The sequence below is a fragment of the Priestia sp. TRN 1309 genome, from assembly GCF_050846875.1.
In the GTDB taxonomy this organism is placed as follows: domain Bacteria; phylum Bacillota; class Bacilli; order Bacillales; family Bacillaceae_H; genus Priestia; species Priestia zanthoxyli.
The window spans coordinates 41,925-65,065 of the sequence record NZ_JBOZGM010000009.1 but is presented as its reverse complement, the minus strand read 5'-3'; the positions used below and the strand labels follow the sequence as shown (position 1 = coordinate 65,065).

The 23,141-nt window shown below is 39.4% G+C and carries 22 protein-coding genes and 1 other annotated feature; of the genes, 7 read left to right on the top strand and 15 right to left on the bottom strand.

Annotated features, from left to right (window positions below):
• Nucleotides 1–6 precede the first annotated feature (6 nt).
• From pulA to thpR, 3 genes are all read right to left on the bottom strand, one after another.
• A complete protein-coding gene (pulA, locus tag ACRPLQ_RS24680) occupies nt 7–2,148 on the bottom strand; it encodes a type I pullulanase (RefSeq protein ID WP_367030750.1) in 2,142 nt (713 codons plus the stop codon).
• 92 nt (nt 2,149–2,240) lie between these two features.
• Nucleotides 2,241–3,167, bottom strand: a complete 927-nt coding sequence (locus ACRPLQ_RS24675; RefSeq protein ID WP_028411831.1) for a hypothetical protein — start codon at nt 3,165–3,167, stop codon at nt 2,241–2,243.
• A gap of 135 nt (nt 3,168–3,302) precedes the next feature.
• Nucleotides 3,303–3,857, bottom strand: a complete 555-nt coding sequence (thpR, locus tag ACRPLQ_RS24670) for an RNA 2',3'-cyclic phosphodiesterase (RefSeq protein ID WP_432236308.1) — start codon at nt 3,855–3,857, stop codon at nt 3,303–3,305.
• Between the two features lie 189 nt (nt 3,858–4,046).
• Here thpR and cysK point away from each other — a divergent pair, with 189 nt between their 5' ends.
• Nucleotides 4,047–4,979 (top strand): cysteine synthase A, encoded by a 933-nt coding sequence (cysK, locus tag ACRPLQ_RS24665; RefSeq protein ID WP_033579594.1) that lies wholly within the window; start codon nt 4,047–4,049, stop codon nt 4,977–4,979.
• 126 nt (nt 4,980–5,105) lie between these two features.
• The gene (locus ACRPLQ_RS24660) at nt 5,106–5,321 is read left to right on the top strand and encodes a hypothetical protein (RefSeq protein ID WP_047749728.1); all 216 of its coding nucleotides are present in this window, start codon (nt 5,106–5,108) and stop codon (nt 5,319–5,321) included.
• Here ACRPLQ_RS24660 and pepV read toward each other — a convergent pair.
• Nucleotides 5,314–6,717, bottom strand: coding sequence for a dipeptidase PepV (pepV, locus tag ACRPLQ_RS24655; protein ID WP_257042278.1), 1,404 nt, complete (start codon nt 6,715–6,717; stop codon nt 5,314–5,316). The two genes, ACRPLQ_RS24660 and pepV, sit on opposite strands and share 8 nt — an antisense overlap.
• 408 nt (nt 6,718–7,125) lie before the next feature.
• Between pepV and ACRPLQ_RS24650 the strand changes: the two genes are divergently transcribed.
• Entirely contained in the window at nt 7,126–7,347 is a 222-nt protein-coding gene (locus tag ACRPLQ_RS24650) for a DeoR family transcriptional regulator (protein ID WP_013059517.1), read from the top strand.
• Between the two features lie 222 nt (nt 7,348–7,569).
• On the opposite strand, the gene ACRPLQ_RS24645 is transcribed toward ACRPLQ_RS24650, so the two are convergent.
• Both ACRPLQ_RS24645 and ACRPLQ_RS24640 read right to left on the bottom strand, forming a co-directional pair.
• Nucleotides 7,570–8,286 (bottom strand): pseudouridine synthase, encoded by a 717-nt coding sequence (locus ACRPLQ_RS24645; RefSeq protein ID WP_028411835.1) that lies wholly within the window; start codon nt 8,284–8,286, stop codon nt 7,570–7,572.
• Nucleotides 8,287–8,336: 50 nt separating this feature from the next.
• Nucleotides 8,337–9,980, bottom strand: a complete 1,644-nt coding sequence (locus ACRPLQ_RS24640) for a putative polysaccharide biosynthesis protein (RefSeq protein ID WP_028411836.1) — start codon at nt 9,978–9,980, stop codon at nt 8,337–8,339.
• A gap of 210 nt (nt 9,981–10,190) precedes the next feature.
• Between ACRPLQ_RS24640 and ACRPLQ_RS24635 the strand changes: the two genes are divergently transcribed.
• The gene (locus ACRPLQ_RS24635; RefSeq protein WP_432236307.1) at nt 10,191–11,462 is read left to right on the top strand and encodes an NAD(P)/FAD-dependent oxidoreductase; all 1,272 of its coding nucleotides are present in this window, start codon (nt 10,191–10,193) and stop codon (nt 11,460–11,462) included.
• Nucleotides 11,463–11,466: 4 nt separating this feature from the next.
• On the opposite strand, the gene ACRPLQ_RS24630 is transcribed toward ACRPLQ_RS24635, so the two are convergent.
• The 7 genes from ACRPLQ_RS24630 to ACRPLQ_RS24600 all read right to left on the bottom strand — a co-directional run bounded on the left by ACRPLQ_RS24630 (nt 11,467) and on the right by ACRPLQ_RS24600 (nt 18,778).
• Nucleotides 11,467–11,646 carry a sporulation protein Cse60 gene (locus ACRPLQ_RS24630; RefSeq protein ID WP_013059521.1) on the bottom strand — a complete coding sequence of 60 codons (180 nt, stop codon included), beginning with the start codon at nt 11,644–11,646 and terminating at the stop codon, nt 11,467–11,469.
• A gap of 214 nt (nt 11,647–11,860) precedes the next feature.
• Entirely contained in the window at nt 11,861–12,172 is a 312-nt protein-coding gene (locus ACRPLQ_RS24625; RefSeq protein WP_028411838.1) for a rhodanese-like domain-containing protein, read from the bottom strand.
• A gap of 239 nt (nt 12,173–12,411) precedes the next feature.
• Entirely contained in the window at nt 12,412–14,826 is a 2,415-nt protein-coding gene (gene leuS / locus ACRPLQ_RS24620) for a leucine--tRNA ligase (protein WP_028411839.1), read from the bottom strand.
• Between the two features lie 64 nt (nt 14,827–14,890).
• Nucleotides 14,891–15,109: a binding site (T-box leader), on the bottom strand.
• 411 nt (nt 15,110–15,520) lie between these two features.
• Nucleotides 15,521–16,843: a GntP family permease gene (locus tag ACRPLQ_RS24615; RefSeq protein WP_028411840.1), complete on the bottom strand. Its 1,323-nt coding sequence runs from the start codon at nt 16,841–16,843 to the stop codon at nt 15,521–15,523.
• A gap of 157 nt (nt 16,844–17,000) precedes the next feature.
• Nucleotides 17,001–18,188 (bottom strand): MDR family MFS transporter, encoded by a 1,188-nt coding sequence (locus ACRPLQ_RS24610; RefSeq protein WP_033579590.1) that lies wholly within the window; start codon nt 18,186–18,188, stop codon nt 17,001–17,003.
• A 158-nt stretch (nt 18,189–18,346) separates the two neighbouring features.
• The gene (locus ACRPLQ_RS24605) at nt 18,347–18,502 is read right to left on the bottom strand and encodes a hypothetical protein (RefSeq protein ID WP_013059527.1); all 156 of its coding nucleotides are present in this window, start codon (nt 18,500–18,502) and stop codon (nt 18,347–18,349) included.
• Between the two features lie 12 nt (nt 18,503–18,514).
• Entirely contained in the window at nt 18,515–18,778 is a 264-nt protein-coding gene (locus ACRPLQ_RS24600) for a YtzC family protein (protein WP_230183016.1), read from the bottom strand.
• A gap of 169 nt (nt 18,779–18,947) precedes the next feature.
• On the opposite strand from ACRPLQ_RS24600, the gene ACRPLQ_RS24595 reads away from it, so the two are divergent.
• The gene (locus ACRPLQ_RS24595; RefSeq protein ID WP_432236306.1) at nt 18,948–19,910 is read left to right on the top strand and encodes a TIGR01212 family radical SAM protein; all 963 of its coding nucleotides are present in this window, start codon (nt 18,948–18,950) and stop codon (nt 19,908–19,910) included.
• Nucleotides 19,907–20,476: a class I SAM-dependent methyltransferase gene (locus ACRPLQ_RS24590; protein ID WP_033579588.1), complete on the top strand. Its 570-nt coding sequence runs from the start codon at nt 19,907–19,909 to the stop codon at nt 20,474–20,476. The genes ACRPLQ_RS24595 and ACRPLQ_RS24590 overlap by 4 nt, the downstream gene beginning before the upstream one ends.
• A gap of 12 nt (nt 20,477–20,488) precedes the next feature.
• Here ACRPLQ_RS24590 and ACRPLQ_RS24585 read toward each other — a convergent pair whose 3' ends face one another.
• Together ACRPLQ_RS24585 and ACRPLQ_RS24580 are read right to left on the bottom strand one after the other, a co-directional pair.
• Nucleotides 20,489–21,547, bottom strand: coding sequence for a tetraprenyl-beta-curcumene synthase family protein (locus ACRPLQ_RS24585; RefSeq protein ID WP_028411844.1), 1,059 nt, complete (start codon nt 21,545–21,547; stop codon nt 20,489–20,491).
• Nucleotides 21,548–21,578: 31 nt separating this feature from the next.
• On the bottom strand, nt 21,579–22,355 hold the full coding sequence (locus ACRPLQ_RS24580) for an alpha/beta fold hydrolase (protein ID WP_013059532.1): 777 nt from the start codon (nt 22,353–22,355) through the stop codon (nt 21,579–21,581).
• Between the two features lie 107 nt (nt 22,356–22,462).
• Here ACRPLQ_RS24580 and ACRPLQ_RS24575 point away from each other — a divergent pair, with 107 nt between their 5' ends.
• Nucleotides 22,463–22,990, top strand: a complete 528-nt coding sequence (locus ACRPLQ_RS24575) for a gamma carbonic anhydrase (RefSeq protein WP_028411845.1) — start codon at nt 22,463–22,465, stop codon at nt 22,988–22,990.
• Nucleotides 22,991–23,141 lie beyond the last annotated feature (151 nt).

Here is a 23,141-nt window from a genome sequence, read left to right as displayed (position 1 = left end):
CAATAATTACGTTTGAAATAAAATAAGAACGCTAAGCTTTGGAACATTTATAGCATTATCCTCTATAGTAGGATACCCATTTTTATATACTTTACAATGATCAAGTGCTATTTTCCATGGTCCTTCTGGCAAAACTACTTTTTCTTCCATTAGGCCTTGATTAAAAAACACAATAATATTCTTCCACGGACCGTAAGCCAATACGTTTGATAAGCAATAGCCAATAACGGATTGCGGCGTGTTTAGAAAAGAGACATGCTGCCTAATCGCTGAAGCATCCCCCAAGCGAAATGCATCGTGCTGTTTGCGAATACGAATCAGCTCTTGAACCCAATTCACATCAGAAGAAAATTCCCTTCTTCGATTCCAATCGAGTGCATTAATATCATCGGGTGAATTATAGCTGTTCTCTACGCCTTTTTTAGTGCGGTAAAACTCTTGACCACTATGAAGAAACGGTATGCCTTGTGAAAGAAGCACAATAGCAGTAGCAAGGCGATGACGACTTCTACGAGTGTCTTCGTCTTCTTCTCCGTTTGAATTCGTTAACTTATCCCACAGCGTATGATTATCATGTGATTCAACATAATTAATTGACTGTGCTGGATTTATAAATAAAGCGGGACTGTCTTCTTTATCCAGAATGCTACCCGCTATCACAGATTGCACTGCTTCTTTTTGATGAATATTCCCGCTGATAAAACCTTTTTCATACACATCGAACGTGCTTCCTTTTACAGAATCTCGAAAGCGGTCATTAAAATAGCCGATTTGAGGTGTTTGGCGGGCATTCGCCATCATTGCTTTTTGAGTGTGGGGAAGAGGCGTATTTAAATCCCAGCCTTCGCCAAACACCAAAATAGTAGAATCAATTTCATTTATTTTTTCCCGAATGATTTTCATCGTTTCTATATCTAAAATCCCCATGAGGTCAAAACGAAAACCATCAACATCGTACTCTTTTATCCAAAATAATACTGAATCGATAATAAACTTTTGCGCCATTTTCCGTTCAGAAGCAAAATCATTTCCTACTCCCGTCCCGTTCGAAGGCATCCCAAACTCATCATGTCGAAAATAATAGCCCGGAACAATTTTTTCAAAAGGTGATTCTTCTCGTACAAATACGTGATTATAAACTACATCTATAATAACACGGAATCCCTGTTGATGAAGCGTTGATATTAATTGCTTCACTTCAACAATACGAGTGGTGGGATTTGAAGGGTCAGCAGAGTAGCTTCCTTCCGGCACATTAAACAACAATGGATTATACCCCCAATTATAAGAAGCATGAGGATTTAATTCATCTACTCCGCCAAAGTCGTTAATAGGAAGAAATTCAAGATGGGTCACTCCTAGCTCTTTTAAATAATGGAGGCCTGTTGGTTTGCCTGGCTGACCGCTTGATTCAGTAACAGCTAGGTACGTACCTTTTTTTTCTATCCCGCTTGAAGGATGAATAGAAAAGTCTCGAACATGCATTTCGTAAATAACGGCATCCGTTGGCTGAAGGAAAGGCGGCTTTTCATGGGGATGAACATAGGCTGTATGAAGATTTATCAGAACTCCGTATTCACTATTTGCTGTAGCTGCAACGGCATAAGGGTCCACCGCTTCATTTGTCCGACCGTTTACATCTATTAAAAATCGATAATAATACCCTTCTTTATCTAAGGGAAGTTCCTTTTCCCATACGCCTTTTCTTTGACGAGTCATAACGTACAGTTCTTCTTCTCCGCTATTTGCATGTATTAATTTTAAAACCACTGCTGATGCAGTCGGGGCCCAGACTTTTATCATAATATGATCTGAATAAAAGGCTGCACCCAAATCATTTTGATTATAATAAAATCTTTCATCAAACTCTTTTGTTCGTATAACAGCCCCTACCTGCAACGGAACTTTTTCCCCGTGATTATCACAGATAACGTACGAATGTCCAATTTCTATGCTCTCTTCAACCTTACCTTCATATTTGATAAAACCTTCTAATTCATGTACGTTTTCAATAGAGATGGTCTCATGCATTTGTGCACCTTTAATCACAAAAAAATCAATTTGACCTTCATGATAAGAAGTTGGAACTAAAACAGTAATACGATCTATTTGATCTAAATAAGCCTGAAACTTATTATCACCAGTCATCCTTTTCTCCTCCTTATGCCAATTACCTCTTTAGTAGCATTATATGTAGCAAACGCAAAAACGAAAGCACTTTCATAGCATGAATGTTCGGATTATTCACCTGCTTCGAATTCCCGGTCAAAATAAATACTCTGGCTGTGTTCGAGCAGTACCTGAGCTGCTTTCATCTGTTTAAACTTTAAAGGCGCTTTAGATTTCCTAAGTTCATAAAACCATTCTTCATACTTTCTAGCATCTACAAATTCAACCTGATAAGGCTCCGCAGCGTAGTCAATGTATCCATTTCTGCTTAGTAATATTTTCTTTACGCTATGTTCAATATCGTGAGTACGATAGATACTTCGGACAATTTGCTCCATTCGATTTAACCCAATTAACGGATTTAATATCTTTTTTTGATCTCTTCCTCTTAACTCTGTCCAAAAATTTTCTTTTGAATACTGAAAAACAGCACTTTTATATGTTTCTATTAAACAAATACAGAGGGTTTCCGTTGGAGTAACAATAATGATATCCCCTTCTACCGGAGCTTTATTAATCAGGAAAACTGGCTTGTACATCACGAGATACGTATCAGGAAAGCGCTGAATAAAATAACGGAGAGCTTCATCATGGTAATATTTACGATCTGCTTGCGAGAACTCAAATAAAGTGGATGTAGCCCATTTCATTTGAAGATCAAATACATTTTCTAAAAACAATATTTTCAAATCTTCCGCTGTTTGTGGAAGAGTTGTAAACCTCAATAGCTCTTGATTTTCCACGCTATCGCTAGAGAACGCTTCTTCCACTTCAAGCGTTTCTTTTTTCCTTGTAAACCGCTCTTTTGCTTTTTGCAAAAATGAACGTTGAGCTTTTGTTTCTTCTTTTACAGGAGGGCCATGTAATAGCCCTTGTTCAAACAATTGCTTTGCTTTCTTCCAATTATGTTTTTTTAAATGATTAAACTGAGACGTGTAGTGATAAACGTCTTTTTCATAACGGGAAATATAATCTTGCACCTTAAGTAGCTGCGCCACGTTTACATCAATCCCCTAATTAAAATTCCTCTAACACTTGGTTCACCGATTGTTTCTCTATTATCATCGGCGTTTTCTTTCCTTTAATAAGAGTGATCTTTAAATAACCTCTCTCCATGCTTGTATGTTCATATGCTACTGTGACTGCAATGAAAAAGATAGTATTTTTTTATATTTAGGTTTGCTAGCAGGATGAACTTCAAGAAGGGCAAATGAACTTACTTGAAACTGTTCTTCAACCGACGTTTGCTTTAACTGCTCTTCCGAAAGCCCGGCTTCCCCTCCCCACTTCTTTGCAATCGTAATATGAGGACGATAAGGACGTTTTTCGTATAAGCCGCTTAGGTCTCCCCATACAGCTTGTATATCCCTTTGTAGATTCACAAGCTTATCATTTGGCTTAAGGCTTACATAAAGCACTCTAGGCTTGTTATACGCACCGAACACATCGTACTGAACGGTCTGCAGTGAAAAACTTGAATGACGGGAGGCTACTTCTTTTAAGCGGTTAATCAGCTTTTCCTTTTTGTTATCTACAAATCCTAAGAATTGTAGTGTTATATGATAATCGTCAGGGTATGTCCATTGTTTAAAAGGAAAAGGTGTTAATTCTTTTGCCCAATTTTCTGCCTGATATGCAATGGAGACTGGCACGTTGATTCCAATAAAATAGTGTTGATCACTTTTCATCAAATCCCTCCTTTTCTTTTCATTATCTTTCCCCAATTTGTCATGTTCAAAAAGAGCTAGATTTATTTTAAAGGTTTTCTGGATCAAATAGAGAGGTTTTTCTGAAAATTTGTCATGTGCTTAAAAAATAAGAAATTGTGTTATCATAGAAATAATACAGAGAATTTTTATAAGAAAAGGATGAGAAAAATGAAAGTTGTTAACAATATGGCTGATTTGATTGGCGAGACACCTCTTGTTAAATTGAATCGTCTTCAACCAGCAGATGGAGCATCCGTTTACTTAAAACTAGAATTTTTTAATCCGAGCCGTAGTGTAAAAGACCGTGCTGCTTTTAATATGATCGTGGAAGCTGAAAAAGCAGGCTTGCTCAATGAAAATTCCACCATTATTGAACCAACGAGCGGAAATACAGGTATTGGCTTAGCTATGAATGCAGCAGCAAGAGGGTATCGTTCTATTTTAGTCATGCCCGATACGATGACTCAAGAACGAATTAACTTGTTAAAAGCATATGGTGCTGAAGTTGTTCTAACACCTGGCGATGAAAAAATGCCTGGCGCAATCCGTAAGGCAGAAGAGCTTACAAAAGAAATTCCAAATGCATTTATGCCCATGCAGTTTGAAAATAATGCAAACCCTGACGCACATCGAAAAACGACTGCTAAGGAAATTATTGAGGCAATGAACGATTTAGGAAAAGACCTATCTGCTTTTGTTGCTACTGCTGGAACAGGCGGAACGATCACGGGCACAGGTGAAGTCCTAAGAGAAAACTACCCAAATATGACCGTTCATGTTGTGGAACCAGCTGGGTCTCCTGTATTATCTGGAGGAAGACCTGGAAAGCACAAGCTTGTAGGAACAAGCCCTGGATTTATTCCTGATACGCTTAACATAGAGGTTTACGACGAAATTTTAAAAATTAAAGATGAACAAGCCTACGATATTACGCGACGCCTAGCTTCTGAAGAAGGGATTTTAGTCGGTCCTTCATCTGGCGCTGCGTGCTATGCTGCTATCGAGGTAGCCAAAAAATTATCTCCTGATCAAGTGGTCGTATGTATTGCTTGCGATACAGGTGAACGTTATTTATCAAGCGACCTATTCTCATATGAATAATAAAGAGGCTGGAACAAAAGGATTTTAGCCCAAATGAAAAACGAACCATTGATCAACATGTTTGATTCATGGTTCGTTTTTTTGTGATGGTGAATGTAGGTTCATCGGTTTCGTTACTTCTAGCAGTTGATTGGAGGGCAAGGCGAAGACTCCTGCGGGAAAAGCAGAACAGGTGAGACCCCGCAGGAGCCCAGGCGACGAGGAGACTCAGCGGCCGCCCGCGGAAAGCGAAGCCTTGCATGGAAATCAACTGCGGTGTCACAAACAGTCCAGCTCATGTATCCTAGTTATTCACCTTTAAATTGGATTCGTTTCGTTATGTCTCAACCTCTTTTTATTTAGCCAATTCGTAAATAGCCTGTGCATAAATAGCTGTTGCACGAAGCAAATCCTCAATTACCATGTACTCGTCTTTTTCGTGCGCTACTTCTTCACGGCCTGGGAAAAGAGGTCCAAATGCCACACCCGCTTCTAATGCTCTGGCATATGTTCCTCCTCCAATTGAAATAAGCGTAGGTTCTTCATTTGTTTGTTCTTGGTAAACCTTTTGAAGCGTTTGAATAAGCTCATGTTTTTGATCGACGTGATGTGGTTTAGAATCTGTAAAATGTTTGATAGTCATTTGATAAGATTCACTTTTTTCTTTAATCGTATCAATAATATCGTCAATATGAGCTGATACAGGATAGCGAATATTTAAGCCAAAGTGCCCCGCTTCTTCTTGATTGTAAGACATGATTCCCACATTTATCGTTAAATCACCCGTGACCTCATCTTTGCGATTTAAGCCCATTTTTTCTCCTAGTGCATCTTGGATTAAATACGCATTTGCATAACCTACAAACTGATTAGCTTGTTCATCAAGTTCTAATGTGTGTAAAAAGCGAAGAAGTGTAAGCCCAGCATTTTTCCCTTTATCAGGCACGCTTCCATGTGCTGAAACTCCTTCTAGAGTAAGTGTATACGCACCGCTCTTTTCAGTTATTGAACCTTTTAAAGACTGATCTTTTAAAAATTGATCATATTTATTTTTAATATCCGTTTCACTATGGAATTCAAGAACAGCTGTTGCAAGATCAGGAACCATATTGTAGCGTCGCCCAGAGACAAATGATGTAAGCTGGACGCTTCCCTTTGTTCCTTCAATGGGCTGCTGGCGAATTTCTACATCTGTAATGCCTTTTTCAGCATAAATGATAGGAAAATCTGCATCCGGCGCAAATCCCATCGTTGGCATCTCTTCATGATTGAAGTAGTGGTCCACACATCTCCAGTCACTTTCTTCATCCGTTCCAATAATCATTCGAACCCGCTTAGATAGAGGAAGCCCTAAATCTTTCACAATTTTCATCGCATAATAAGCAGCCATCGTCGGGCCCTTATCGTCGATTGCTCCTCTAGCAAAAATTTTCCCGTCTTTTATTTCACCGCCGTATGGATCAACCGACCACCCGTCTCCTTCAGGAACGACGTCTACGTGACACAAAATGCCAAGAAGGTCTTTTCCTTCTCCCGCTTCAATATGACCTGCATATCCGTCTACGTTCTTGACGGAAAACCCGTCATTTTTTCCTTTGTTTAAAAGAAAGTGAAGCGCTTGAGCAACTCCAGGTCCAAATGGCTCTTCTTTTTTTTCTGTGCTTGTCAAAACACTTTTAATTTGCAAAAAACGCTGCGTCTCAGCTAGAATTTCAGCTTCTCTTTTTTGCACTTCCTCTTTCCAATTAATTGCTGTCATCTGTGTGCCTCCTTTGCCTGCTTTTACAGATTGTATCTATCATTACTATTGGTAAATTTAACTTTATCATACCTTTATATAGAAAGAAATAATTGTCTCTTTCCTTTCATATCAAAGGTTTACAGAGTCAAAATTCCGGGAAATAATTTGTAGGCACAATCGATAAAAACGGATTCTATTTGTTTATTGTTTACATATACTATAAAAAATGTGCAAATAGAGGAAGGAGATGTTACGAAAGGATTACATATTTATATCATTTTTTGTAAATATTGTGTTAATTTGCGTTTTCTCTTTTATTTTTCTGTCGATTTTGTGTACAATAAGGATAAGGACTGAAATAGTGCTTGACATCTCAGAGTTATAAAGAAGTTGTGCCTTACGAAAAACGAATAAGGAAGTGGTTTTTTGAAACCTTCAACTAATCGAATGCTAACTCGTATCAAATCGGTCTATATGTTCATTTGTAAAAATGGAACAGTTACAACGCAAGAGCTCGTAGACGAATTTGGTATTACACCAAGAACCATTCAGCGTGACTTGAATGTGTTAGCATATAATGATTTAGTTCGCAGCCCAAGTCGCGGTACATGGACGACTACGCAAAAGAAGGTCAAGATGTCATCCTAGTAAGTTTATTTCAAGGGTAGTAAGTGATTTATATATAGAGATAAAATTCTACGCAGTAGAAAGTCAAGACTTGGACGAGTGCATAGTCCCCCGCTCCATTTGCACGTCAAGCAGAGTTGGTACTCGTTTAAGTGCTTTAACGTGAAATGTTTCACTTGTCGAATAAAGTGGACAAAAAAAGGAACCATTTTAGACTTAGGTTCCTTTTTCTTTCGCCTCTTCTTAGGCATTTGATTTTTGTAATAAAGCTAGTTCTTCTTCCGTTAACTCCCTGTACTCTCCTAAATCTAACGACTCGTCTAATAGCAAAGCTCCCATAGATAAACGTTTTAAATACGTTACTTTTTTTCCTCTTGCTTCAAACATACGCTTCACTTGATGAAATTTCCCTTCAACGATCGTTAATTCAATTTCTGATTCCACACCGCTTGTTAGTACCTTTAACTCTGCTGATTTTGTTACGTATCCATCATCAAGAGTGACACCCTGTCTAAATGCTTCAGCATCTTCTTCAGTCACCGGCGCATTAATTTTTGCAAAATACGTTTTAGGAACGTGCTTTTTAGGAGATAGCAGCTGATGTGCAAGCTGACCGTCATTTGTCAGCAGCAAGAGCCCTTCTGTATCTTTGTCTAAACGCCCTACCGGAAATGGGTCGTACACAGCATCGTCAATTTCCAATAAGTCCAAAACTGTTTCATGAAGAGAATCTTCCGTCGCTGATATGACACCTTGCGGCTTATGCAGCATAAAGTAAACAAATTCTCGGTAAGAAACGGCTTCGCCATGCACAGTTATTTCTTGTTCATCTGGATTAACATGTACCTTAGCATCTTTAACCGCTGTACCGTCTACCTTAACAGCTCCAGTCTTTAAAAGACCTTTAACTTCTTTTCGGCTTCCGTACCCAATGGTAGAAAGCAATTTATCCAAACGCATGTAATATCCTCCTTTTTTTGAAAAGAAGATGACTCTAACGAGTCATCTTCTTATGCACTGCGCTGTTTATTTCGGCGCAGTATCTTTCGTTCAATTGCACCTGTTACCCTCGCTCCCATTACTTTTTCAAGCAGGCTTGAACGATAGGTAATAATAAAGTAAATAAGGCCGCCTACTGCTGCTCCTATAATCGTAATAACCGTGGCAGAGAATCGTCCTGGGGTTGTAAACAGACCAATTACTACTGAAACAATTTTTACGCTGATTCCCATAATCGCAACAAAAATGAGAATGAGCACAGAGCGTTTTATAAACTCACTGTAGTTATATTTTGCGTGTTTTTGAATAAGCGCAAACATATAAACAAGAGATACGATATAGCCTAGTGCTGTCGCTAAAACTGAACCGATCTCGTGGAACATAAGAATAAATGGCACGTTCACGACAATTTTCACAATCAATCCAAATAATAGACTTAAAACAGCATATTTTTGTTTGTTGATCCCTTGTAAAATAGCTCCATTAACCGTGAAAAACGAGAACAATAAAGCTACGGGTGCATAATAAAGCAAGACATTTCCACCCGCATCCGATGCATCTGTTCCAAAGAAAAACGTATATGCTGGACCAGCTAAAGCCATTAACCCTACAGATGCTGGCAGCACAAGAAACATAATCGTTTGATATGTTTGATCAATTTGCTTTTGCAATACATTATAATCTTTATTCACAAATGAACGTGTAATCGTTGGTACAAGAGTCAAACCGAATGCAGTAGCTAATGAAACAGGAATCATCACAAGCTTTGGAACATAAGACTGAACAATTCCGTTCATGGACTCCGCTATTTCTTTTTGTCCAGCCGCTACCATCGCACGGTTAAATGTGAATTGATCCACATACTGATAAAGCGGAATAGCTAAGCTGACAAATACATAGGGCAATGAATACGTAAGCAGCTCTTTAAAAATGGATACGGTAGAAATACGCGTAGGGGTTACCGTCTGCTCGTTCACCATTTTATCGAGATGAGGCTTTCGTTTTTTCCAGTACCAAATTAATACGGCAAGTCCAGCAAGAGCTCCTACAAAAGCACCCATTGTAGCAAATCCAACGGCTAGCGCAAGACTCCCATGTACAACTTTGATGACGATATAAGTGGATGCTAATAAAAAGACAACCCGCACAAGTTGTTCAACTACTTGTGAAACAGCTGTGGGTCCCATAGACTGGTGACCTTGGAAAAATCCTCGCATTAAACTCATCATCGGTACTACAATTAACGCAACACTAACCATTCGCATAACCATTACTACATCTTCTAAGGAGTTATTTAAATCAGAGCCTCCAAGTGTAATTCTAGACATAACAGGCGCTAACGAATATAAAAGTAAAAATGCAAGTATTCCTGTGACAAGCATTAATTTCATGCCGGCCCGATACATTCTTCTACTCGTATAATAATCACCGAGTGCATTATATTTTGATACAAATTTCGATACGGCCATTGGCATACCGGCTGTAGCAATACTTAAATAAATAGCATATTGGTTATATCCATAACCAAACAGTGCTCCCCCTACGGTTCCAACAAGGATCGCAAATGGAAATAAATAAATCATTCCCAGAATTCGGGATACATAAGTGCCAAGCGTTAGCACAAAGGTCCCTCTTAACAATTTTGAATCAGACATACGTTTGCCTCCGATACTTAATGTTACATACTGATAATAATGATAGAATTGAAAAGAAGCAAGTGAGAGTATACACTAAGAAAGGTCTTATACTCACTCACACTCGTCAACAAGCTAAAAAACAAAGACTATAGCCCATTTTATCCAATGTTGAGAGATTTGTCAGTGAACAAACTAAAATTTTTTAAGAATAGACAGGTTGGTGAAAGTATGATATATGATGTAGTCGTAATCGGAGGAGGACCTTCTGGTTTGATGGCATCGATTGCAGCTGGTGAGTCAGGTGCAAACGTATTATTAATTGATAAAGGCAATAAACTCGGACGAAAGCTTGCCATTTCTGGAGGGGGCCGCTGTAATGTAACAAACCGCCTTCCGATTGATGAACTTATTAAACACATTCCAGGAAACGGACGCTTTTTATACAGTGCGTTTTCTGTTTTTAATAACGAAGATATCATCTCCTATTTTGAAGGCCTTGGAATTAAATTAAAAGAAGAAGATCACGGGCGTATGTTTCCGGTTAGCAATAAAGCACAATCTGTTGTTGATGCATTAATTAGTGAACTTCACCGTCTTCGTGTAACAATTCGCACAAACACAGCCGTTAAACGCGTAAACTATGAAAACAACACCGTGAAAGAAGTTGTACTTCAAGACGGAGAAGCAGTCCAAACGAAAAGCGTTGTGATTGCAGTAGGCGGAAAATCAGTGCCTCATACGGGTTCGACAGGAGACGGTTATCAATGGGCAAAAGATGCAGGTCATAAAATTACTGAACTTTACCCAACAGAAGTTCCTATTACATCTAGCGAACACTTTATTAAAACAAAAACGCTTCAAGGTCTATCGCTTCGCAACGTAGGACTAAGCGTACTTAATAAAAAAGGCAAACCTGTCATAACTCATCAGATGGATATGATTTTCACTCACTTTGGCATCTCTGGCCCTGCCGCTCTTCGCTGCAGCCAATATGTTGTTAAAGAGTTAAAGAAACAAAAAAGCAACACTGTTCAAATGTCTCTTGATTTATTTCCTAGCCAAAACGAAGAAGAGATTTTTCAACAATTAGTCAAAACAACAAAAGAAGAGCCGAAAAAAGTGATTAAAAATGTTTTAAAAGGTTTTGTATCTGAACGCTATCTATTATTTTTACTCGAGCAAGCAGACATTGATAGCCAAGCGCTAGCGGGACAGCTTCAGCATGAAAAACTGAGAGAATTCTCGAGAATGTGCAAACGATTTGAATTTGCTGTAAACGGCACACTTTCTTTAGAGAAAGCATTCGTCACAGGAGGCGGAGTATCCGTTAAAGAAATTCACCCAAAAGAAATGTCTTCTAAATTTATGCAAGGCCTTTACTTCTGCGGGGAAATTCTTGATATCCACGGATATACTGGAGGATACAATATTACTTCTGCCCTTGTAACAGGCCGTTTGGCTGGCAGTAATGCAGGAGAATTTGCAACAAGCCTAGCATAATATGCTAGGCTTTATACATAACCATGGCTGAAAAACAGTACACCTGCTCATCACGATCAACATCCACTGTGACTTGGTACTTAATATCCACGACGTCTTCATCTTCTAATTTGCGTAAAAATCGGTTCACCGCAAACTCTAAATCTTTTTCATGCTCTTTATCAAACATTTTCACCTGTATCATAGCTTCTACCACCTTGTCCTATCAAATTTGTTTCAATCAGAATGGACTGCTTCTCTCAATGATGGCTTTCGTACTGATTTTCAACTTCTTCCTACCTCTATTTTTATGAAGACTTTTATAGATTTAGTCATCATTTGTTTTGCTACTATCATTTTAGTCGAATGGTAGAAGTTTCATTCCAAAAGAAAAAAGCGCCTGTCAAAGGCGCTTTTTCTTATTTATTAACCGTTTTTCCTTCCCACTCTAACATACCGCCAACCATATTTGTTACTTTATAACCTTGTTCTTGAAGGTAGTAACATACGTTTTCACTGCGGCGTCCAGAACGGCAAATGAAAATATATTCTTTTTCTTTATCGAAATAATCCACATTAGTTGGAATATCATTCATACGAATGTGTTTAGCAGTTGGAATCATTCCTTCTGCTACTTCCTCATCTTCGCGAACATCAACTAAATGAAGCTCTTCTCCATTTTCAACGCGTTTTTGAAGCTCTTCAGGCGTAATCACTTTTACTTCTTCCATCTTCGTCATTCCTCTCTATTCTTTCATTCAGCTTGCTATCGCTATTGTAGCAAATTCAAATACCTTTATGCCACTAAATAAGAAAAGCTTAAGCAGCAGCCTACCTAAGCTTTTCCAATCGTAGTTAAAGGTTTAACTAAGGGCCTGATGTCAACCCCGAAAGGGGGACATCAGACGCTTAGGTCTAGAACAGCCCCCCTGACTGCTCTTTAGTCAGGGGGGCTGTTCTACATCAATACTTAATTAGCTACGATGTTTACTAATTTACCAGGCACAGCAATCACTTTGCGTACTGTCTTACCTTCAATGAACTCTTGAACATCTTCATTAGCCATTGCAATATCTTGAAGCTCTTCACGAGATGCCTCAGCAGGTACGTTTAATTTTGCACGTACTTTACCGTTAATTTGAACGACAATTTCCACTTCATCATCTACAAGTTTCGCTTCATCAAACGCAGGCCAAGCTTCATATGAAATCGTATCTTCGTGGCCTAGTTTGCTCCATAATTCCTCAGTTGTATGAGGACAAATTGGTGCTAATAGCTTCACAAATCCTTCTACGTATTGCTTTGGCAGCACATCAACTTTGTATGCGTCGTTGATGAATACCATAAGTTGAGAGATACCTGTATTAAAACGAAGACCTTCGTAATCTTCCGTTACTTTTTTCACCGTTTGGTGATATACGCGTTCAAGTGTAGTATCATTGCTTTCTTGAACCTTGCTGCTTAATTCACCATTATCCTCGATAAGTAAACGCCATACACGATCTAAGAAACGGCGTGCACCATCAAGCCCTTTTGTTGACCAAGCAATGGATGCATCTAACGGTCCCATAAACATTTCGTAAAGGCGAAGCGTATCTGCACCGTGGCTTTCTACGATTTCGTCTGGGTTTACAACGTTACCTTTTGACTTACTCATTTTTTCATTGTTTTCTCCAAGAATCATACCTTGGTTAAACAGTTTTTGGAACGGCTCTTTTGTTGGAACTACGCCGATATCATATAAAAATTTATGCCAGAAACGAGCATACAATAGATGAAGAACAGCGTGTTCAGCTCCACCGATATAAATATCAACCGGCAACCATTCTTTTAATTTGTCTGCATCTGCTAATGCTTCGCTGTTCGTTGGATCAATGTAGCGTAAGTAATACCAGCAGCTGCCTGCCCATTGAGGCATTGTATTTGTTTCGCGGCGCCCTTTTTTGCCCGTTTCCGGATCTACAACGTTCACCCAGTCATCAATGTTTGCTAATGGAGATTCACCTGTACCTGACGGCTTGATTTCAGTTGTTTTTGGTAAAACAAGCGGAAGCTGATCTTCAGGAACTGCAGTTGTTGTGCCATCTTCCCAGTGAATAACAGGAATCGGTTCACCCCAGTAGCGCTGACGGCTGAATAACCAGTCACGCAGACGGTATGTTACTTGTTTTTCACCTTTTTCATTTGCTTGAAGCCACTGAATCATATTTGAAATTGCTTCTTCTTTGTCTAGACCATTTAAGAAGTCTGAATTAACGTGCTCGCCGTCGCCTGTATAAGCTTCTTTTGAAACGTCTCCACCAGCTACTACTTCTTTAATCGGCAGTTCAAATTTAACAGCAAACTCATAATCACGCTCATCATGAGCAGGAACAGCCATAATTGCACCTGTACCATAGCTCATTAGAACATAGTCAGCAATCCAAATTGGCATTCTCTCACCGTTTACAGGGTTAATTGCATAAGCACCTGTGAATACGCCCGTTTTGTCTTTAGCTAAGTCTGTACGCTCTAAATCGCTTTTGCTTTTAATTTGATCTAAATACGCTTCTACCGCTTCTTTTTGTTCGGCTGTCGTAATTTTATCCACAAACGGATGTTCAGGTGCTAAAACGGCATACGTTGCCCCAAACAGCGTATCAGGACGCGTTGTGAACACAGTAAATGTTTCGTCATATCCATCAATTGTGAAGTGAACGTGAGCTCCTTCAGAGCGGCCAATCCAGTTTCGCTGCATTTCTTTAATACTTTCTGGCCAATCAAGATCATCTAAATCTTCTAGTAAACGATCTGCATAAGCTGTGATTTTAAGCATCCACTGCTTCATTGGACGACGCTCAACCGGATGCCCACCGCGCTCACTTTTGCCATCTATAACTTCTTCGTTTGCAAGTACTGTTCCCAACGCAGGACACCAGTTAACAGCTACTTCATCCACATAAGCTAAGCCTTTTTTATATAACTGTAAGAAAATCCACTGCGTCCATTTGTAGTAGTTAGGATCAGTTGTATTAATTTCACGCTCCCAATCGTAAGAGAAACCTAACGATTTGATTTGACGACGGAAATTATTAATGTTAAGTTCAGTGAACTCAGCCGGATCGTTTCCTGTATCTAATGCATACTGCTCAGCAGGTAGTCCGAATGCATCCCATCCCATTGGATGAAGTACATTGTATCCTTGCATACGCTTCATACGAGATAAAATGTCCGTTGCTGTATAACCTTCTGGATGCCCAACGTGTAAACCCGCCCCAGATGGATAAGGGAACATATCTAATGCGTAAAACTTACGCTTTCCTTCATCTTCTGTTGTTCTAAATGTTTTATTTTCTTCCCAAACTTTTTGCCATTTTTGTTCGATCTTTTCATGATTAAAAGCCATACATAATCCTCCTTGTACGCTCCAGCTGTATTTAATTAAACTAAAAAACCCCTCATCCCTCAAACAAAGGGACGAGAGGTTGAATAAACTTCCCGCGGTACCACCCAAATTAGCACAATTATGTACTCACTCATTTTCCTTAACGCGGATAGACGGTAAATGTTACTTTACTTCACATTTACAACTCCAAGGTGAGTTCATGAACGCCCGTTTGCTGACTCGCACCACCCGTCAGCTCTCTTAGCTCGCTTCGTTCACTACTATTCCTTATCATAGTTTTTACATCATACTACCTTGTATTGTAAATAATATGTTCGCAAACTGCAAGTTGTTCAACGGATTTTGTAAAAGTTTCTACACTGCCTCACTGCTTTGTTGCTAAATCCCCTCTTTCATTCTTATATATGAACAACTTCTCCCAAAAACATACATACAACGCCAAACAAAGAGATTTAGACATAATTAAGTTAATCCTATCTAAAGCTGAATAAATAGGATATCTGGACTCCTTGCTACAAAACTGTTCATTTCCGTGCAAGGCTTCATCTTGCGCTCCAATCAACAGCTTAAAGCAACTAAACACATAAAAGCCGAGTTCACCATAATAATGAAAAGATCCGAACGATTTATCGTTCGGATCTTCCTTCAGCTAAAATACTTTTGTCCCCGCCTCTACTTTCTTTAACAGCTATTATTAAATACCAAATCCAAAAGAAAACAGGATAATCGCAAGTACGAGACCAACAAGCGGAACAATTACCGTCATCGCTGCAACTGATCCATACGCATCTTTATGAGTTTCTCCACAAATAGAATTAATTGTGGTGACGACATAACCATTATGAGGCAAGGAATCTAATACGCCAGAAGATATAGCTACTACACGATGGAGAGCTTCTGGATTTACACCAGCATCTAGATAGTGAGGGGCTAAAATTGGCAAAGCAATCGCCTGACCTCCTGAAGCCGAACCTGTCATCCCCGCGATAACACTCACCGCAATAGCTCCCCCTATCAACGGACTGCCTGGAATATGCGTCATGGCATCTACAGCCACTCCAAACGCGGGAACAGCCTTAGCAACCCCTCCAAAACCTACGACAGCAGCTGTATTCCCAATTGCAATTAACGCTCCAAGCGTCCCTTCTGATGCTGCATTCCAAAATCCTTTAAAGTGTTTTCGGTTCACAATGTATGTGACAATGATACCGCTTAAAAGTGCGACAATCAACGCAGATTGCTGAAGCGGCTTATGAAGTGCAAAAGAAATAATGAGCACGACCACAAGCGGAAGCAAACTTAATAACGGATTAGGAAGAGACTGATTTTCCGTTACTGCTGGATCTTTCTCGCGTGATATAAAACGCTCTCCATTTTTAACTGCTTTTGAAATCAAGCGCTTTAACCACCAGTAGCCGAATACAGCCATCACTACCGCTACAACTAAACTAACTTCCCATCCTGCATACGGACTAGTCTTTAAATATTCAATTGGAATCCAGTTTTGGATTTCAGGCGATCCAGCCGAGGTCATCGTAAACGTAACGGAACCGAATGCTAAAGCAGCAGGGATAAACCGCCTCGGCAAATCAGCTTGTTTGAATAAGCTTAAAGCCATTGGATAGACAGAGAATGCTACTACAAACAGACTGACTCCTCCATATGTTAAGACCGCACAGGCAAGTACAATCGCCAACACTGCTCTTTTCATTCCTAGTTTACTGACAATCCAGCGAGAAACACTATCAGCGGCCCCGCTGTCTTCCATCACTTTTCCAAAAACGGCGCCCAATAGAAACATTAAATACCAAGAAGCAATAAATCCTGTGAAACCAGACATATAATTCCCAACAAAATTTGCTTCTCCTTCTTTCACCAGCTGTGGAAATAAAGGCATTCCGCTTGTTAACGCAACAACTAAAGCACTAAGCGGACCTGCTATAAATAAATTCATGCCTCTCATCGTTAATACAATGAGCAGCAATAATCCTCCAATTAATCCAATCATACTAAGCATATTCTAGCCCCCCAAGAAGTTATATAATTAGAAAACGCTTACATTTTTACAGGTATATACTCCTTTCTTTGCTTGTCACGACCCTTACTATATTATTAAAGGAATACTGAAGACATTCCTACGTTTATTGAACAGTCAAAAATAAAACCACCTCTATTTATTTAGAGATGGTTAGTGAACGCTGACGTTTTTCTTTTAATTTATAATCGTATATCCATGTTGTACACATGCTAAATAACAATAGTGCAATTAATAAATAGCACAGGGTAGACATATTAAACGCATCGAAAATAATGCCTCCAAAGAGAGGGCCAATCATTTTACCTGCAGTAGCCATACTGTTGACTACGCCTTGATAAAACCCTTCTTTTCCTGATGGAGCTAACTGACTTGCGACAGCTGGAATTGCTGGCCAAACAAACATTTCTCCAACTGTTAACACAATCATTGCTGTTAAGAACTGCGAAAATGTTGTGGCATTCACCACGATGATGAAAGAAGCCACAAAAATAACCGTTCCAATTAGAACCTGTACTTTTAATGTCTTTGCTACTTTTTGAATGATAGGCACAATCAAAGGCTGACCGACTACAATTAAAATGCCGTTAATCGTCCAAAGCAAACTGTAGCTAGAAAGAGGTATATTCAACTCACGCGTATGCGTAGCAATCGTTGTTTGCCACTGAACATACGCGACCCAGCATAATACGTATCCTGTACATAAAATAAGAAGGGCCGTCAGTTTCGTTTTGTGCTGAATACTACCGGCTTCATTAAGGACATTCGTTTGCCCAACTGTAACCGAAATATGACGGTATGAAAAAATAGCAATAAGAAGAAAAATAACGTATAAAATTGTATTAGCTAAGAAAATATACGTAAATGAATAGGATGCTACAACGCCCCCTACCGCTGCGCCAATAGCCACTCCTGCATTTTGAGCAACGTACATCGCATTAAATGCTTTTCTTCCGCCTTGTGGCCAGACTGAGCCTGCCATTGCATACATAGATGGAAACACAATACCAGATCCAAATCCTACAATAACCAAGAGAACAACGTATGTAGGCCAACCATGGAAAAACACCAGTCCCACTAATGCAACAAGGGTAATAATAATTCCTGATAAAATGGATTTATATCCTCCAATTTTGTCAAAAAGCGTTCCCCCTAGTAAATTACCCACTACGCTTGCAGCAGAGTTCAGCATAAGAACCACTCCTGCAACGGATAACGACTTTCCTAAATGTTCATTTATATAAATTGTATTGAGAGGCCATAAAAACGAAGCTCCCGTTACGTTTACAAGCATACCAATAATCAAAAACCAAAGTGACTTGGGCATTGATCTCCCCCCTATCTATTCGAATGCCAACGTACATTCTAGTCTTTTCTTAAAGGGTTCGCAATGCTTTTACATATAGACAATTTATTTGAAATTCGCTGACTATTTAAAAAGGTGATTTCACATGACAATATCATGCAAAATCACCTTTTTACCGCTTATTTTTGCTTCGAACGAACCGGCTGGGCACGCTTGCTGTTCCGTGCTTTTAATTCTTTTACAGGATCAAAATCTTTTCCTAGCTCAATATCATTGCTGTTGATCCCGTTTTTTGTTTTTTGTTCCGGGTTATTTTGATTTGAACGAGTTGCCATAAAATCCTCTCCTTAATGCTGAGTTGTAATCAATTTACTTTGCAGCTGCTGAACTTGCAGGCGCATGCGATATAGCTGCTCTCTTTGCTGTGCATTTGCACTGTGAGAAAACTCTTCAATTTCTTTATAAGCATTTTCTAATTTTTCCTGTGCTTTTGTATATTCAGTGTCATTGTAATGTTCTTGTTTCATGCCTTCCTGTAACTGACCTTGTCCAAAGCGAATAGCATCTTCACACTGCTGCATAAGTTGATCCACTGCTTGACGAGTTGTCATTGTCTATTCCTCCTATTCGTTCATTTCTGTCTTATTTTGCGCAACTTTACTCTCCTTTACGACAAGAAGAACCTGTTAAATATAAGCATCCTTAAATTTGTTTGGCACTTTTTCACGTTTTTGATACAATTTGTTGATGTATATTGCATGTAAAAAGGAGGTTGCTGATTTGAATCAGACAAACCCATTTCCGTATAAATCTGAAAACAAACGTTATCATACCTGGAATTACCACTTACGTAACCACTTTGGCCATAAGGTATTTAAAGTAGCCTTAGATGGAGGATTTGATTGTCCAAACAGAGACGGCACGGTAGCTCACGGCGGCTGTACGTTTTGCAGCGCTGCCGGTTCAGGAGATTTCGCTGGAAACAGAGCGGATGATCTTGTGACACAATTTAACGAAATCCGTGAAAAAATGCATCATAAATGGAAAGACGGAAAATACGTTGCTTACTTTCAAGCATTCACTAACACTCACGCTCCTGTTGAGGAGCTTCGTGAAAAATATGAAGCGGTCTTAAAGCTTCCCGGAGTTGTTGGGCTTTCTATCGCCACGCGCCCTGACTGTCTCCCCGACGATGTGGTGGAGTACTTGGCTGAATTAAATGAACGAACTTATCTATGGGTAGAACTTGGACTGCAAACTGTTCATGAACGAACTTCACTGCTTATCAACCGGGCACACGATCATCAATGCTATGTAGATGGTGTAGCAAAGCTTCGAAAACACGGTATTCGCGTTTGTTCTCACATCATTAATGGTTTGCCTTTAGAAACACCTGAGATGATGATGGAAACGGTACGGCAAGTAGCAAAATTAGACGTTCAAGGAATTAAGATTCATCTGCTTCATTTACTAAAAGGAACTCCTATGGTCAAACAGTATGAAAAGGGCCTTGTTGAATTTCTTTCATTTGAAGAATATGTAAAGCTTGTATGCGATCAGCTCGAAGTAATCCCTTCTGAGATGATTGTTCATCGTATTACCGGTGATGGACCGATAGACCTCATGATCGGACCGATGTGGAGCGTAAATAAGTGGAGCGTATTAAATGCCATTGATCAAGAGCTCGAACGTCGCCAAAGCTATCAAGGAAAATATTACGAAAAAGAGTTGATGGAAAGATGAAAATAGAACGTATCCTGCCTTTTGCCCGCACGTTGCTCACTAATGCTGTGGCCGAAGGAGATGTCGCGATTGATGCTACAGCAGGAAATGGACATGATACATTGTTCTTAGCCAACTTAGTCGGAGATACAGGTCATGTATATGGATTTGACATTCAGCCCCAAGCCATTCAAGCAACTCAGCAGCGATTGACAGAACATCATGTAGAAAAACGAGTCACGCTTATCCAAGAAAGCCATAGCAATATAAGCATGCTTCCCCACTCTATTAATGGACGAGTGACGGGCGCTGTCTTTAATTTAGGTTATTTACCAGGTGGAGATAAAGACATCGTCACCACTTCTGAAACAACAATTTCTGCAATTGAGCAGTTACTTGATTTGCTAGCACCTGAAGGAGTGATTGTGCTCGTTATTTATCACGGACACGAACAAGGGAAACAAGAAAGAGACGATTTACTAACGTACGTCCAAAATCTGGATCAAAAAGACGTCCATGTTTTACAATATCGCTTCATGAATCAGCAAAACAATCCTCCGTTCATCATTGCTATTGAAAAAAGATAAGCCGCATATGGCTTATCTTTTTAACATTCGGTACAAGCGTCCGTTGATATAGAAAAAGTAGCTGAGTGCTCCCCCCGCTTTGATTAATCGACGTGCATTCACATGAACATGTTTTTGTGCCCTCACTTTTTGATCGGACAAATAAACGCCCAGGAGTCCCTTATAGATAAAGCAGTGAAAGTGATAATCCGGCAGTTTTTTAGCATATTCGTCCGCTTTTACAACAAAATGCAAAAAGCGGTCCATCATTTGCTGATAGTGAGGATAATAAAAACAAAAGTTCAAATCTCCTCCTGCTTTATCTTCTTCTTGGTCAATTAAATAATCGAGTAAAATATGTAAACCTTGAATATAAGGAAAATATCCCGCTTTTATTTTCTCCGTCATTTCTTTGGTCATCTCTTCTTGAAAACTGTAAGCAGCCAAACAAAAAATGCCTAACGTTGAACCAGAGCACGCTGAAAATTCATACCACTCCATTTCAGGAACACTGTGCCGGTGAGCATCAAACCAATTCTCTAATCGTGGAACTCTTTCCTTGATTTCAACATGCTTATGTATTTGCAAATCACAATAATAAGTAGCTAGTTCTAATAAATGTGAAGAGACGATATGGTAATTACAGGCTTTTCGCAAGGACTGCTGACAAGTCTGGACAAGTTCCGCTAAATATCCTCCATCGTCTTTGTCCGTTCGAAAACGATAGTAATCCCCAAGAGGTGCATGAGGAGTCAACGCATCTGGCATCGATTCATGTAAGGCTGCAAAATCTTTAGGATCGAGCGAATTGCTGCGGTCACATAAGTTATCTAAGTAATCGCTGATTGTTTGGTAGGCAACGATAAATTTTACGCATTCAATCATGTTTTCTTTCGCTAAAATCGATAGGATGCCGCCTCCTTCACAATGAAAAGTTTTTGTATCGATACTTGCCAATGCTTGAGTGCGTAATTCTTTATTAGGAATCTCTTTTGCCCTTTCCCGCCAATGGTTAAGCTCATGATGAACGACGGGAAACACTTCTCGATAAATTTTTCTCATTAATGAAATAGGACGAGACGGAATCTTCATTTATTTTCACCTCAATTTCTGACAGCACTCATTAAATGTGAAGATCAACAAAGCTTTTCGCGTATGTAAAAACGTATTCTCTTTCAGGCTCATTAAAGATTTCGTGATACAGCTGAGACCATTCTTTGTAGATTTTTTCACTTAGCTCTATTTCATCAAACCACTGTCTAACAATCAGCTTTTCAATAATTTTATCTTCTCCTGCCTGCATCACAAGAAGCGGAACATCCGGCAAACGATCGATATCTTTAAAAGCTAAGTTAACAGCTTGAATCAATTCTCGGTACCATCTTACAGAAACTTTTGTAACGTACAGTGAGTCGTTTTCATCTTCATCTCGAACTTCTTGGTTTCTTGTTGCTTTTTCAACAGTAAGACCCAAATCAAAAAGTTTGTTCGGCATGACTTTATTTAATCCTTTAGATAACATATCTAAGTAAGCTGGTACTTGCTCTTTTAATCCTAGACAAGGTGAGGAAAGGATCGCACCCCATATAGGAAGATTTTTTGTCTGCAGCGTACGAATAACCGCCAGTCCTCCCATACTATGTCCTAACAGGAAAATAGGCAAATCATATTTTTGCGCTTCACGTACCCATTCTTCCACTTCATATACATATTCATCAAAGGATAGGATATGTCCTCTTCTTCTCGTTGTTAAGCCTTGGCCAGGAAGGTCTCCCATGATTACGTGCATTCCAACCGAACGCCACATCTCAATCAGCCAGCGATAGCGCCCGTGATGCTCCGCTGCTCCATGGACCATGACAATAACGCCTTTTGGATTTACTGCTTCCCATTTATGCATTTGAGTTACTCCTTCTTCCTTTTTTTGTTTACCTGCTTTAAAAACCTTTGTACACTTACATTAGAAGATTTACTACTTTTTTTCAACTAATAAAGGGAGATGATTTGATGATTTATCCGTATAAAGAAAAAATGCCTAATATTGCACCCAGCTGCTTCCTCGCAGACTATGTCACGATTACTGGAGATGTCACCATTGGTGAAGAAAGCAGCATTTGGTTTAACACCGTTATTAGAGGAGATGTTTCGCCTACTATTATCGGGAAACGAGTAAATATACAAGATCAATCAACACTCCATCAAAGCCCAAATGCTCCTTTGCTTATTGAGGATGATGTGACAGTAGGACATCAAGTTATTTTACACAGCTCCATCATCCGCAAACGCGCGCTCATTGGCATGGGCTCTATTATTTTAGACGGTGCGGAAATTGGTGAAGGTGCTTTTATCGGTGCAGGAAGTTTAGTGCCTCCCGGTAAAAAAATACCACCTAATACTCTCGCACTCGGTCGACCTGCTAAAGTAATCCGCACTCTGACTGAGGAGGATTTAAAAGATATGCAGCGCATTCGTACAGAATATGTAGAAAAAGGGCAGTATTATAAGTCTATTAAGAAATCTGATTCTTCATTATAAAGGAAACGTTCCCTCAGAAAGTCATACTGAGGGAATTTTTTTAGTATCTCCACAAACTCTCTAATCATGTTCTATTCTCTCCACAATTGTAAAGAAATTTCCATATTAATTTACATCGTTTTAGTACTGCCTCCACAATTAAAGATTAAAC